The sequence below is a fragment of the Teichococcus aerofrigidensis genome, from assembly GCF_054073225.1.
The window spans coordinates 1-11,931 of the sequence record NZ_JBSXMU010000103.1 but is presented as its reverse complement, the minus strand read 5'-3'; the positions used below and the strand labels follow the sequence as shown (position 1 = coordinate 11,931).

Sequence of the window (11,931 nt, the reverse complement as noted above, 5' to 3'; positions counted from 1 at the left end):
GTCCGGGTCCGCCGCCGCGCGGACGCGCCGCAGCGCGATGCCTTCCCAGGATGTGCCTGCGATCCGTGCCATGCATGCATGCTATGCGGTGGCCGCGCCGGACGAAAGTCGGCTCCGGTGGCAAATCCGCTCCGCCCCGCGCATTATAGGCGTGGCCGGCGGCCGGGATGCCGCCGCCGGACCGCGCCGCTTCCCCTCGCCCCCGTCCTATGCGAAGGAGGCCCGGCAAGCGTGTCCTCCCCCCCGCGCGCGGCCCCTGCCGTGCCAGACTATGGAACCGACCGAGACATGTCCTTCCTGCAGCGGCTGACCACTGGCCTCTCCGCCAGCAAGATCGGCACCGACCGCTTCGGCAACGCCTATTACGAGAGCCGCAAGTCCTGGCTGGGCTACGGCCGCAAGCGCCGCTTCGTCCTCTATTCCGGCGCCCCCGACCCGACCACCGTGCCGCCCGAGTGGCATTGCTGGCTGCACCACGTGACCGACGCGCCCCTGCCGGAGCAGAAGCGCTTCCCGTGGCAGCAGGAGCACCAGCCGAACCTGACCGGCACGCCGCGCGCCTACCGCCCCTCGGGCCACGACTTTGCCGGTGGCCGCCGCCCCGTCTCGGCCGGCGACTATGACGCCTGGACCCCCCATGGCTGAACGTGTCATGCAGCGGCGCAGCTGGGCGGAGGTGCTGACCGGCGCGATCGTCCTCGCGGTGGCCGCGCTGTTCCTGGTCTATGCGCTTGGCCAGTCCGGGCGCAGCCTCGGCCTGGGGGCCGGCGGCATGACCCTGACCGCCCGCTTCGACCGGATCGACGGCCTGACCCCCGGCGCCGACGTCCGCATCGGCGGCGTCAAGATCGGCAGCGTGGTCGAGCAGCGCATCGACCCGCAGACCTTCCTGGCCGTGCTGCGCATGCAGATCCAGGGCGACATCCACGTCCCCGACGACAGCTCGGCCGAGATCACCTCGGATGGCCTGCTGGGCGGCAAGTACGTGGCGCTGGTGCCGGGCGGCTCGGACAGGAACCTGGCCGATGGCGGCGAGATCAAGATCACCCAGTCGGCGGTGAGCCTGGAATCCCTGCTCGGCCGCTTCATCTTCTCGGTCACCGAGCTGAACGCGAACAACCAGCGGAACCCGGAGGAGAATGCCCCGGCCAATCCCCCGGCCAATCCCCCGGCCCCTGCGGCGCCGCCGGCCCGGCCATGAGCGGCGCTCCGGTCCCGCCGGCGCGCTGGCCCGGCGCCGACGGCCAGCCGGTCGCCTGCCGCGAGAAGCTGAAGGTGCTGGCCGAGAACCATGCCGAGGCGGCCACCCTGCTCGGCGAGATGCTGGAGGACGCCGTGCTGATGGGCGTGGACGAGGCGGCCATGCGCCGCATCCTGACGGATCTGGTCAATGCCCTGCCCAGCCCGCGCCGTGGCGGGGGCGCGCCTGACTGATGCGTGCGGTTCTGATGCGCATGGCCCTGGGCGCCGCCCTCGCCGCCCCGCTGGCGCTCCCCCTCCCCGCCGTCGCCCAGCAGGATGCCGGCTGGGTGCCCAAGCGGACCGCCTCGCTGCAGGCGCTGGACAAGGTCACGGCACGCATCACCATCGTGGACGCGCCGGTGAACCAGCCGGTGAGCTTCGGCACGCTGCGCGTCATCGTCCGGGCCTGCAACGCCCGTCCCCCGGAGGAGGTGCCCGACGCCGCCGCCTGGCTGCAGGTGGAGGACACGCGCAACGACAGTGGCGGCACGCCGGTCTTCCAGGGCTGGATGTTCGCCAACGCGCCCGGCATCGCCATGCTGGAGCATCCCGTCTACGACCTCCGGGTGCTGTCCTGCCGCTGAGCCGGCGGCGGCTACACGATCCCGTGACCGCGGGGTAAAGCCAACCGCGCCGTGCGGTTCCGCAGCCGGAAAGCGCTCGCCGAGGGTTTTCCATCGGCGCCACTGCGGCCATAGGAACAGGCATGCAGCAGACCGTTCCCTCCGGGAGCCCCTCCGACGGGACGCCCTGCCCCCCCAGCCCGGGGCCGCGGGCCGCCCTGTTCCTCGATCTCGACGGCACGCTGATCGAGATCGCGCCGCGTCCGGACGCCGTCGTGGTGCCGCCGCACCTGCCGGATCTCCTGGCCCGCCTCTCGGCGGGGCTGGAGGGGGCGGTGGCCATCGTCACCGGGCGCGGGCTCGATGTGGCGCGGGCGCTCGCCGCCGGGGGCCTTGCCGCCACCGGCCCGGTCCCGCCCATCGCCTTCGCGGCCGAGCACGGCACCATCATCGATGCCTCGGCCCTCGCCACCCGCTGGCCCGGCGCCACGATCCCGCCGATGCCGCCGCCGCCCTCGCCCCCGCCCGCCTGGCGTGCCGAGGCGGCCGCCTGGGCGGCGGCGCGGCCCGGCCTGTTGCTGGAGGAGAAGGCGCACGGCTTCGTGCTGCATTTCCGCGCCGCCCCGGCGCTGGGCGAGGCCGCCACCGGCTTCCTTCAGGAGCTTGTGGCGCGACCCGAGGCGGCCGGTGCCTTCCAGGTGCTGCCGGCCCATGCCGCCGCCGAGCTGCGCCCGCGGAGCGCCGACAAGGGCACCGCCGTCACCTGGCTGATGCGCCACCCCCCCTTCGCCGGCCGCGTCCCGGTCTTCGTCGGCGATGACGTGACCGACGAGTACGGCATCGAGGCCTGCCGCGCCCTCGGCGGCACCGGATACCGCATCCCCCTGTCCTTCCCCGGACCGGCGGCGGTGCATGCCTGGCTCGGGCGCCTGGCCGCGGAGCTTCCCGCGTGAGCCAGCCGCTGGATCTCGCGCCGGTCGGGAACGGCATCATCGCCGGCCTGTTCGACCGGCAGGGCCGCTGCTCCTGGCTGTGCTGGCCGCGCTTCGACGGCGACCCGATCTTCTGCGCCCTGCTCGGCGGCGAGGAGCCGCAGGACGGCTTCATGGATTGCGAGCTGCTGGGCGGCGGCACCCCCTCGCGCCAGCAGTACCGCCGCAACACCGCCATCCTGGAGACCGAGCTGGAGGACGAGCAGGGCAACCGGCTGCGGATCACCGACGCGGCGCCCCGCTTCCCGCTGCACGGCCGCAGCTACCGCCCGGCGATGCTGGTGCGGCGCATCGAGCCGCTCTCCGGCGCGCCGCTGATCCGCCTGCGCATCCGGCCGCGCTCGCACTGGGGCCGCGACCGGCCCGCCCGCCGCGCCGGCTCCAACCACCTCCGCTACATCACCGAGGACCAGGTGCTGCGGGTGACGACCGACGTGCCGCTGGCCCTGCTGTCGGAGGAGGCGCCCTTCCTGCTCGACCAGCCGGTGACGCTGCTGATCGGCCCGGATTCGACCATCTCCGACAATGTCGATTCGGTCGGCCAGGAGATGCTGCGCGAGACGGAGACCTACTGGCTGAACTGGACGCGCGGCCTGCACCTGCCCTTCGAGTGGCAGGAGGAGGTGATCCGCGCCGCCATCACCCTCAAGCTCTGCACCTTCGAGGAGACCGGCGCCGTGGTCGCGGCGCTGACCACCTCGATCCCCGAGGCGCCGGGCACGGAGCGCAACTGGGACTACCGCTACTGCTGGCTGCGCGACGCGCTCTTCACCGTGCAGGCGCTGAACCGCCTCGGCACCACGCGGACCATGGAGGAGTACATCCGCTACGTCACCAACGTGGTGGCGATCTCGCAGGGCGGCGTGTTGCGGCCCTGCTACCCGCTGGTGCCCTCCCTGCCCATGCCGGAACGGATCGAGGAGCAGCTTCCGGGCTTCCTCGGCATGGGGCCGGTGCGCGTCGGCAACCAGGCGGCGGAGCAGGTGCAGAACGACGTCTACGGCTCCGTCATCATGGCGGCGGCGCAGATGTTCTTCGACCAGCGGCTGCCGCGCCCGGCCGGCGAGCCGCTGTTCCGCCTGCTGGAGCGGCTGGGCGAGCAGGCCGAGGCACGGGCGCTGACGCCGGATGCGGGCATCTGGGAATATCGCGGCCGGGAGCGCATCCACACCTTCTCCGCCGCCATGTGCTGGGCCGGCATGGCCCGACTGGCCGGCATCGCCCGCTATCTCGGCCTGCCGGACCGGGCGGAGCGCTGGGCGAAGTCGGCGCGCGAGCTGCATGCGGTGATCTGCGAGAAGGCCTGGCGCCCGGAGCTCGGCAGCTTCGTCGAGAGCTTCGAGGGCGACGGCATGGACGCTGCCCTGCTGCTGCTGCCCGAGATCGGCTTCCTGCCGGCGACCGACCCGCGCTTCCTGGGCACGCTCGACCTGATCGGGCGGCGGCTGGTGCATGACGGGCTGCTCCACCGCTACGACATGGCCGATGATTTCGGGAAACCCGAAACGGCCTTCCTCGTTTGTTCCTTCTGGTACGTCGACGCCCTCGCCGCCGCCGGACGGATGGAGGAGGCGCGCGCCATGTTTGGGAGGATCCTGTCGTGCCGGAATCACCTGGGGCTGTTGGCGGAAGACCTCGATCCGAGGCGGAACCGGCTCTGGGGAAACTTTCCGCAGACCTATTCCCATGTTGGCCTGATCCTCTCGGCGATGCGTCTGAGCCGTTCGTGGGAGCACGGTCTGTGGGGCGGCTAGTCGTCGTCTCCAACCGCGTCGCGGTGCCGCGCCGCGGCGAACCGGCGGCGGGCGGCCTCGCCGTCGCGCTCAAGGACATGCTGAAGGCGAGCGGCGGGCTCTGGTTCGGCTGGAGCGGCGAGACCCGCAAGGATGCCGGGCTGGAGCCGCGCCGCGTTCGCTCGGCCGGCATCGACTACGCGACCATCGACCTCACGGAAGCCGACCATAAGGGCTTCTACGCCGGCTATTCCAACAACACCCTCTGGCCGCTCTTCCACTTCCGGCTCGGCCTGATGGAGTACAACCGCCAGGAAGCGGAATCCTACCGCAAGGTGAACCGCGACTTCGCCCAGGCGCTGCTGCCCCTGCTGCACCCCGACGACACCATCTGGATCCACGACTACCAGCTGATCCCGATGGCGGCCGAGTTGCGCGCGCTCGGCGCCCGCCAGCGCATCGGCTTCTTCCTGCACATCCCCTTCCCACCCTTCGCCGTGCTCTCGGCCCTGCCGGACGCCGAGCGGCTGCTGCGCGATCTGCTGGCCTATGACCTCGTCGGCGTGCAGACCCGGCGCGACCTCGGCGGGCTGATCAACTGCTTCCAGGAGGGGCTGGGCCTGACCCCCGACGCGACCGGCAGCGTGCGGGGCGAGCTGCACGGGACGCCACGCCGCGCCCGGCTCTCCGCCCATCCCATCGGCATCGACACGCGCGGCTTCGCCACCCTGGCGCGCAAGGCGGCCTTCGGGCCGGACACCCAGCGCCTCGCCGCCAGCATGGGCGGGCGGGCGCTGATCGTCGGCGCCGAGCGGCTCGACTATACCAAGGGCCTGCCGCACCGCATGCGCGGCTTCGCGGCGCTGCTGGCCAACTACCCCGAGCACCTGAACAAGGTCACCTACCTGCAGGTCGCGGCGCGCAGCCGCAACGAGGTGGCCACCTACCGCAACCTGCGCCGCGAGCTGGATACCCTGGCCGGCCGCATCAACGGCGACTATGCCGAGTTCGACTGGACCCCGGTGCGCTATGTCGCCCGCGCCGTGGCGCGCGAGACGCTGGCGGGCTTCTACCGCGCCGCGCGCGTGGGGCTGGTGACGCCGCTGCGGGACGGCATGAACCTGGTGGCCAAGGAGTATGTCGCGGCGCAGGATCCGGAGGATCCGGGCGTGCTGGTCCTGTCGAGCTTCGCCGGCGCGGCCGAGACCATGGAGACGGCCCTGCTGGTCAATCCGCTGGACGCCGAGGCGATCGCGGAGAAGCTCGACCAGGCGCTGCGGATGCCGCTGGCCGAGAGGAAGGAGCGCTGGGAGAGCATGATGCGCGGGCTGGAGGAGCAGACCGCCACCAGCTGGGCCGAGAGCTTCCTGGCCGAGCTGGAGGAGCTGTCCCTGCCGGAAGCGGAAACCTTCAGCCCGGCGCCGACGCGGAACTGAGGGGAGAACCGGGGCGAGGCGCCGTCAGGCCGGGGCCTCGCCCATCCGGCGGATCTCCTCCGCCACGCCGGGCGGATCGGGCCGCCAGGCGTCCGGCCGGACCAGCGCCTCGGCCAGCCGCGCCTTGTAGTCGGCGCGGGGGATCTCGATCGTGCCGAACTGCGTCAGATGGCCGGTGGTGAACTGCGTGTCGAGCAGGGTGAAGCCGCAGAGCCGCAGCCGCGCCACCAGATGCACCAGCGCCACCTTGGAGGCGTCCCGCGCCCGGCTGAACATGCTCTCGCCGAAGAAGGCGCCGCCGAGCGCCACGCCATAGAGCCCGCCGACCAGCGCGCCCTTCTGCCAGACCTCCACCGAATGCCCCTCCCCGCTGGCGTGCAGGGCGTTGAACAGCCGCTCGATCTCCGGGTTGATCCAGCTGTCCTCGCGCCCCGGCGCCGGTGCGGCGCAGGCGGCGATCACCGCGGGGAAGGCGGTGTCGGCGGTGACGGTATAGGGCCCGTTGAGGGCGGTGCGGCGCAGCCGGCGCGGCAGGTGGAAGCGGTGCAACGGCAGGATGCCCCGCAACTCAGGGTCCAGCCAGTAGAGCCGGTCGCCGGCGCGCGACTCCGCCATGGGGAAAAGCCCGGCGCGATAGGCGCGGAGCAGCAGCTCTGTCGTGATTTCCACCGGACGGCGGGACATGGCGCGTATCATGGCGCGGAGAGGAGGGCCGCGCCAGACATCGCTCAGCCGCCCTCGCGGCCGGGCAGCCGCGCCAGGATGCGTCGCGCCAGGGCCTTGTAATCCTCGTCGAAATGATGGCCGCCGCTGGTGCGGATGATCTGTGCCGGCGTGCCCTGGAAGGCCTTGCAGGCGGTGTCCTCCTCCTCCTCCGCGCCGTAGGTGCACTGCACCAGGGCGGGCGGCAGGCCGGGCAGCTCGGGCGCCGTCGGCAGCTCCCCCGGCCGCGAGAGGCCGATGAAATCGCCCAGCCGGATCTCGAAGGCGGCGCTCTTGCCGAGGGCGAGGAGCGAGATCAGCACCGTCCTCGCGCGGCTCGCCTCCGTCATGCGGTTCCAGGCGAAGGGCAGCACGTCGGCGCCGAAGGAATAGCCGATCAGCGCCACCTTCGGCGCCTTCCATGCCTCGGCATAGAGGGCGATGACACGGTCCAGCTCGGCCGCCACCTCCACCGGCGAACGCGGGGTCCAGAACCAGTTCAGGCAGTCGAAGCCGAGCACCGGGACGCCGGCGTCGCGCAGGTAGCGGCCGGCGGTGCGGTCGAGGTCGCGCCAGCCGCCGTCGCCCGAGAGGATGATGGCGAAGGTCTCCCCCCGCATCGGCCGGGCCGGCAGCTCGATCAGCCATTTCGAGGTGTCGCGCTGCGCCAGGGCGGGGCGCGCCGGCAGCGGCGCCAGGGCCGCCGCCGCGCCACCCAGGATCAGTCCCCGCCGCCCCGTGCTTCCCAGGCTCATTCGCTTCCCCGGCTCATTTGCCGATCACTCCCCGCAGCCCGCCCGATTGCAGCGCCGCGACATCCGCCAGCACCACCCAGGGGTCCAGCCCGCCCGGCGTGCAAAGGTAGCGCGGCTCCCATTCCGGCTCGAACTTTTCCTTGAAGGCCCTCAGGCCGCGGAAGTTGTAGAAGCGCTCGCCACGGCGGAAGACCAGCCCGCCCAGCCGGTACCAGACCGGCGCCAGCCGGTGCGCCGCCAGACCTGAGAGCGGCGCCATGCCGAGGTCGAACCAAGCATAGCCCTGCTCCCGCGCGCGCAGGATCAGTCGCAGGAAGAGGAAGTCCATGGTGCCGGGCGGCACGTCCGGGCGGTGGCGCATCAGGTCGATCGACATCTCGTGGCGCGGACCCGGCGTCTCCAGCAGGGTGGCGAAGGCGATCAGCCGGCCCTCCGGCCCGCGCACCAGCGCGACCCCCTGGGCGGCGACATAGGCCGGATCGAAGGCGCCGAGCGAGAAGGCCTTCTCGCGCGCCTTGTGCTGATCGAGCCAGAGGCGGGAGACCTCCGCCAGCTCGGGCAGCAGCGGCGGCACGCCGGCCGCCTCCACCACCTCGAAGCGCAGCCCCTCGCGCTCCGCCCGGTTCAGCGCGCTGCGCAGCGACTGCCGGGCGCGGCCCTTCAGGTCGAAGGCGGCGAGCCGCACCCGCGCCGCCTCGCCCAGCTTCAGCGGCTGCAGCCCGGCGTCGATGTAGAGCGGCAGGTTCTCCGGCCGCACCTGGTAGAAGGCGGCGCGGCCGCGCTGCGCGTCGGCCATCTCGACGAAGCGCCAGACCAGGTCCAGCCCCCGCTGCTTCGGCCCCACCGGATCGAACAGCGCCACCCAGGAGCGGCCACGCCGGCCGTACATGATGAAGGCATCCCCCGCCTCGGAGAACAGCAGCCCCTTGTCGCCCATGCGGACGAGATTGGCATCCGCCCGGTCCTGCGCCTCGACGATGGCGACGGCGCGCGCCATCTCCTCCGGCGTCGGCGGGTGGATGGCGCTGCGGGCCGGGCGCAGCAGCGCCCAGAGGCCGGCGGCGAACAGCGCCAGCACGCTGCCGAGCGTGGCGCGCATGCCGCGCGGCGTGCTGGCATCCAGCTCGAACTGCCACCAGAGCTGGCGCGAGTAGTCGACATCGCGGTGCGCGAAGAAGAGCAGCCAGGCCGCCGCCGCCACCACCGCCGCCACCGCCAGCCACCAGCCGGGCGTCAGGCTCGGCGCCAGCAGGCGGGCGCGGCGGTCGAAGCGCTGGCGCGAGACCAGCAGGGCGAGGCCCAGGAGCACCAGGAGGCCGATCTCCACCATGCCGCCGCCGCGGGCCAGCGAGAGCAGCAGCCCGCCGCCCGCCAGGGCGAGGGCCAGCCACCAGGCGCCGTCGAGCCGGTGCACCAGCCCGTGCGCCACGAAGATCAGCGCCAGCCCGCCGACGCTGGCCAGCAGATGCGACAGTTCGAAGACCGGCAGCGGCAGGGCGGGCGCCAGCAGACCCGGCGAGTCGCCCAGCGGCGGCGTGACGCCCCCCAGCAGCAGCGCCGCGCCGGCGGCGAAGGCGGTGGCGCCCAGGAAGCGCGGCATCAGCCGGGTGGCGGCGCGCACCGCCCGCGTGCCGCCGGCCAGCAGATGCGCCCGCCGGCTGGCCTCGAAGCCGGCCAGCAGCAGCAGGGCGAGGGCCAGCGGCAGGGCGAAGTAGATGGCGCGGTAGAGAACCAGCGCGGCCGCCACCTGATCCAGCGGCACCGCGGTGTTGCGGAAGGCCAGCAGCACCACCGCCTCGAAGACGCCGATGCCGCCCGGCAGGTGGCTGGCGGCGCCGATGGCGATCGCCACCGCGTAGAGCGCCATGAAGGCCGGCAGGTCGACCGCCCCCGGCGGCAGCAGCAGCCAGAGCACGGCGGCGGCGGCGCCGATATCGACCAGCGAGACCAGGCCCTGGAAGGCAACCAGCCGCAGTGGCGGGGCACGCAGCACGAAGCGCCCGAGACGCCGCCCGCGCCAGATCCGCCCCGCCACCGCCGCCCCGGCCAGGGCCAGCAGCCCCACCAGCGCCAGGCCCCGCAGCAGGGGCGCCGGCAGGCCGAACCATTCGGCCATGCGGTCGGCCTCCAGCAGCAGGCCGAGGCCGGCCACCGCGAAGAGCCCGAGGACGAAGCTCGCCGTGACGAACAGGATGGCGCGGGTGATGCGCGGCGGCTCCAGCCCCGCCGCGGCATAGATCCGCCAGCGCACCGCGCCGCCGGTGAAGGTGCCGACGCCGACCGTGTTGCTCAGGGCGAAGCCGCAGAAGGCGGCCAGGGCGGCGATGCGCGGCGGCACCCGCCCCGGCGCGACATGGCGCAGCGCCGAGATGTCGTAGCCGGTCATGGCGGCATAGCTCAGCGCCGTGGCGGCCACCGCCGCCAGCAGCACCGCCGGCCGCTGCGCCGCCAGGGCGGCGGTGATGGCGTTGTAGTCGAGCTCCCGCGACAGCGCGTGCAGCGCCAGCAGGCCGAGCCCGGCCATCGCCACCGATCCGGCCAGCACCAGCCAGGGCCGCAGCAGGGCCCAGCGCCGTGCCCGCCGCGTGCCGGCGTCGAGGCCGTCGCCGCCCTCCGTCCCGCTTTCGCTCGCCGCCGGAGGGGCGGCCGTGAACCCGTTCATCACTCTTCCCGATCAACGCGCCTCCCCCACCGGCCAGGCGGTGGAGAAGGAGGGCCGCAGAGGCAAACGGCGGGACGGCCTGTCGGCTGCCCGGCCGCGCGCAGAAAAGGCGCGCGGGAGACAGGAGCGCGAAAGGATGGCGACCCTGTGGCCGTCCCGGGGGCGGTCCCGGGGGCCGTCCCGGGGGCCGTCCTGGGGCGGGCCGGAACGGCGCTCAGGTCTTCAGGCCGACGAAACGCTCGAGCCAGTGGATGGTGTAGTCGCCCGACTGGAATTCCGGATCGGCCATGATGCGCTGGTGCAGCGGCAGGGTGGTGCGGATGCCGTCCACCACCATCTCCCCCAGCGCCCGGCGCATGCGGGCGATGGCCTCGGCGCGGGTCTTGCCGTGCACCACCAGCTTGGCCACCAGGCTGTCGTAGTGCGGCGGCACGGAATAGCCGGAATAGAGCGCGCTATCGACCCGCACCCCGAGCCCGCCCGGCGCGTGATAGGTGTTCACCCGGCCCGGGCTGGGCGCGAAGCTCTCGGGGTCCTCGGCGGTGATGCGGCATTCGATGGCATGGCCGCTGAAGGTGATGTCGGACTGGCCATAGCCCAGCGCCTCGCCGGCGGCGACGCGCAGCTGCTCCTTCACCAGGTCGATGCCGCAGACCATCTCGGTGACGGGGTGCTCGACCTGCAGTCGGGTGTTCATCTCGATGAAGGCGAACTGCCCGTCCTGCCAGAGGAACTCCAGCGTGCCGGCATTGCGGTAGCCGAGCTTGGCCAGGCCGGCCGTCACCTGCGCGCCCAGCGCGTCGCGCTCGGCGGCGGTCAGGGCGGGGGAGCCGGCCTCCTCCACGAGCTTCTGGTGGCGGCGCTGCAGCGAGCAGTCCCGCTCGCCGAAATGCACCACATGGCCATGCGCGTCGGCCAGCACCTGCAGCTCGATATGCCGCGGCCGGTCGAGGTACTTCTCCATGTAGACCGCGTCGTTGCCGAAGGCGGCCTTGGCCTCGGTGCGGGCGACGCGCCAGGCCTCCTCCAGCTCCTCGGCCGAATGGGCGACCTTCATGCCGCGCCCGCCGCCGCCGGCGGCCGCCTTGATCAGCACCGGATACCTGATCCGCTCGGCGACCTCGCGCGCCTCCTCCAGGCTGGCCAGCTCGCCATCCGATCCCGGCACCAGCGGCACGCCGAGCGAGCGCATCGCCTGCTTGGCGGCGATCTTGTCGCCCATCATGCGGATATGGTCCGGCGAGGGGCCGATGAAGGCGAAGCCGTGCGCCTCCACCATCTCGGCGAAGCCGGCATTCTCGGAGAGGAAGCCATAGCCCGGATGGATCGCCTCCGCCCCGGTGATCGAGGCGGCGGAGAGGATGGCGGCGACGTTGAGATAGCTGTCGCGCGCGGCGGGCGGGCCGATGCAGACGCTCTCATCGGCCAGCCGCACATGCATGGCGGTGGCGTCGGCGGTGGAATGCACCGCCACGGTGCGGATGCCCATCTCCTGGCAGGCGCGATGGACGCGCAGCGCGATCTCGCCGCGATTGGCGATCAGCACCTTCCTGAACATGGGGCCTACTCGATCACCACCAGCGGCTCGCCGTATTCGACCGGCGTGCCGCTCTCGACCAGGATGCGCGTGACCGTGCCGGCCTTCGGCGCCTTGATCTGGTTGAAGGTCTTCATCGCCTCGATCAGCAGCAGCGTCTGCCCCGCCGCGACCTGGGCGCCCGGGGAGATGAAGGGCGCCGCCCCCGGCTCCGGCGCCAGATAGGCGACGCCGACCATCGGCGAGGTCACGGCGCCGGGCGTCGCGGCGCTGACGGCGGCGGGCCCGGCGGCGGGCCCGGTGGCGGCC

At 73.0% G+C, this 11,931-nt stretch carries 12 protein-coding genes; 7 read left to right on the top strand and 5 right to left on the bottom strand.

Annotated features, from left to right (window positions below; translation table 11 throughout):
- Nucleotides 1–288: 288 nt before the first annotated feature.
- The 7 genes from ACVMLK_RS16825 (at nucleotide 289) to ACVMLK_RS16795 (ending at nucleotide 5,966) form a co-directional block, all read left to right on the top strand.
- Nucleotides 289–645 carry an NADH:ubiquinone oxidoreductase subunit NDUFA12 gene (locus ACVMLK_RS16825; RefSeq protein WP_198365260.1) on the top strand — a complete coding sequence of 119 codons (357 nt, stop codon included), beginning with the start codon at nucleotides 289–291 and terminating at the stop codon, nucleotides 643–645.
- Complete coding sequence (gene mlaD, locus ACVMLK_RS16820) at nucleotides 638–1,201, top strand: outer membrane lipid asymmetry maintenance protein MlaD (protein ID WP_457487050.1); 564 nt, start codon at nucleotides 638–640, stop codon at nucleotides 1,199–1,201. The genes ACVMLK_RS16825 and mlaD overlap by 8 nt, the downstream gene beginning before the upstream one ends.
- Nucleotides 1,198–1,434 carry a hypothetical protein gene (locus ACVMLK_RS16815; RefSeq protein ID WP_198365259.1) on the top strand — a complete coding sequence of 79 codons (237 nt, stop codon included), beginning with the start codon at nucleotides 1,198–1,200 and terminating at the stop codon, nucleotides 1,432–1,434. Before mlaD ends, ACVMLK_RS16815 begins: the two co-directional genes overlap by 4 nt.
- Complete coding sequence (locus ACVMLK_RS16810) at nucleotides 1,434–1,826, top strand: DUF2155 domain-containing protein (protein ID WP_422922538.1); 393 nt, start codon at nucleotides 1,434–1,436, stop codon at nucleotides 1,824–1,826. Before ACVMLK_RS16815 ends, ACVMLK_RS16810 begins: the two co-directional genes overlap by 1 nt.
- Before the next feature lie 122 nt (nucleotides 1,827–1,948).
- Nucleotides 1,949–2,758 carry a trehalose-phosphatase gene (gene otsB / locus ACVMLK_RS16805; protein WP_457487049.1) on the top strand — a complete coding sequence of 270 codons (810 nt, stop codon included), beginning with the start codon at nucleotides 1,949–1,951 and terminating at the stop codon, nucleotides 2,756–2,758.
- On the top strand, nucleotides 2,755–4,551 hold the full coding sequence (locus ACVMLK_RS16800) for a glycoside hydrolase family 15 protein (protein ID WP_198365257.1): 1,797 nt from the start codon (nucleotides 2,755–2,757) through the stop codon (nucleotides 4,549–4,551). The genes otsB and ACVMLK_RS16800 overlap by 4 nt, the downstream gene beginning before the upstream one ends.
- Nucleotides 4,539–5,966 carry an alpha,alpha-trehalose-phosphate synthase (UDP-forming) gene (locus ACVMLK_RS16795; protein WP_422922537.1) on the top strand — a complete coding sequence of 476 codons (1,428 nt, stop codon included), beginning with the start codon at nucleotides 4,539–4,541 and terminating at the stop codon, nucleotides 5,964–5,966. Before ACVMLK_RS16800 ends, ACVMLK_RS16795 begins: the two co-directional genes overlap by 13 nt.
- Before the next feature lie 24 nt (nucleotides 5,967–5,990).
- On the opposite strand, the gene aat is transcribed toward ACVMLK_RS16795, so the two are convergent.
- The 5 genes from aat to ACVMLK_RS16770 form a co-directional block, all read right to left on the bottom strand.
- Nucleotides 5,991–6,650 carry a leucyl/phenylalanyl-tRNA--protein transferase gene (gene aat / locus ACVMLK_RS16790; RefSeq protein ID WP_457487048.1) on the bottom strand — a complete coding sequence of 220 codons (660 nt, stop codon included), beginning with the start codon at nucleotides 6,648–6,650 and terminating at the stop codon, nucleotides 5,991–5,993.
- A 44-nt stretch (nucleotides 6,651–6,694) separates the two neighbouring features.
- Nucleotides 6,695–7,423, bottom strand: a complete 729-nt coding sequence (locus ACVMLK_RS16785) for an AcvB/VirJ family lysyl-phosphatidylglycerol hydrolase (RefSeq protein ID WP_457487047.1) — start codon at nucleotides 7,421–7,423, stop codon at nucleotides 6,695–6,697.
- A gap of 13 nt (nucleotides 7,424–7,436) precedes the next feature.
- Nucleotides 7,437–10,085, bottom strand: a complete 2,649-nt coding sequence (mprF, locus tag ACVMLK_RS16780) for a bifunctional lysylphosphatidylglycerol flippase/synthetase MprF (protein WP_422922535.1) — start codon at nucleotides 10,083–10,085, stop codon at nucleotides 7,437–7,439.
- A 214-nt stretch (nucleotides 10,086–10,299) separates the two neighbouring features.
- Nucleotides 10,300–11,643, bottom strand: a complete 1,344-nt coding sequence (gene accC / locus ACVMLK_RS16775; protein WP_198365252.1) for an acetyl-CoA carboxylase biotin carboxylase subunit — start codon at nucleotides 11,641–11,643, stop codon at nucleotides 10,300–10,302.
- 5 nt (nucleotides 11,644–11,648) lie between these two features.
- Nucleotides 11,649–11,931 (bottom strand): acetyl-CoA carboxylase biotin carboxyl carrier protein (locus tag ACVMLK_RS16770; RefSeq protein WP_457487046.1); only part of this gene is annotated, 283 nt, incomplete at its 5' end.

Bases quoted from the DNA above. Each gene is read 5' to 3' on its own strand.
- ACVMLK_RS16825 (WP_198365260.1), top strand. From the start codon at position 289: ATGTCCTTCCTGCAGCGGCTGACCACTGGCCTCTCCGCCAGCAAGATC.
- mlaD (WP_457487050.1), top strand. From the start codon at position 638: ATGGCTGAACGTGTCATGCAGCGGCGCAGCTGGGCGGAGGTGCTGACC.
- ACVMLK_RS16815 (WP_198365259.1), top strand. From the start codon at position 1,198: ATGAGCGGCGCTCCGGTCCCGCCGGCGCGCTGGCCCGGCGCCGACGGC.
- ACVMLK_RS16810 (WP_422922538.1), top strand. From the start codon at position 1,434: ATGCGTGCGGTTCTGATGCGCATGGCCCTGGGCGCCGCCCTCGCCGCC.
- otsB (WP_457487049.1), top strand. From the start codon at position 1,949: ATGCAGCAGACCGTTCCCTCCGGGAGCCCCTCCGACGGGACGCCCTGC.
- aat (WP_457487048.1), bottom strand. From the start codon at position 6,650: ATGTCCCGCCGTCCGGTGGAAATCACGACAGAGCTGCTGCTCCGCGCC.
- ACVMLK_RS16785 (WP_457487047.1), bottom strand. From the start codon at position 7,423: ATGAGCCTGGGAAGCACGGGGCGGCGGGGACTGATCCTGGGTGGCGCG.
- mprF (WP_422922535.1), bottom strand. From the start codon at position 10,085: ATGAACGGGTTCACGGCCGCCCCTCCGGCGGCGAGCGAAAGCGGGACG.
- accC (WP_198365252.1), bottom strand. From the start codon at position 11,643: ATGTTCAGGAAGGTGCTGATCGCCAATCGCGGCGAGATCGCGCTGCGC.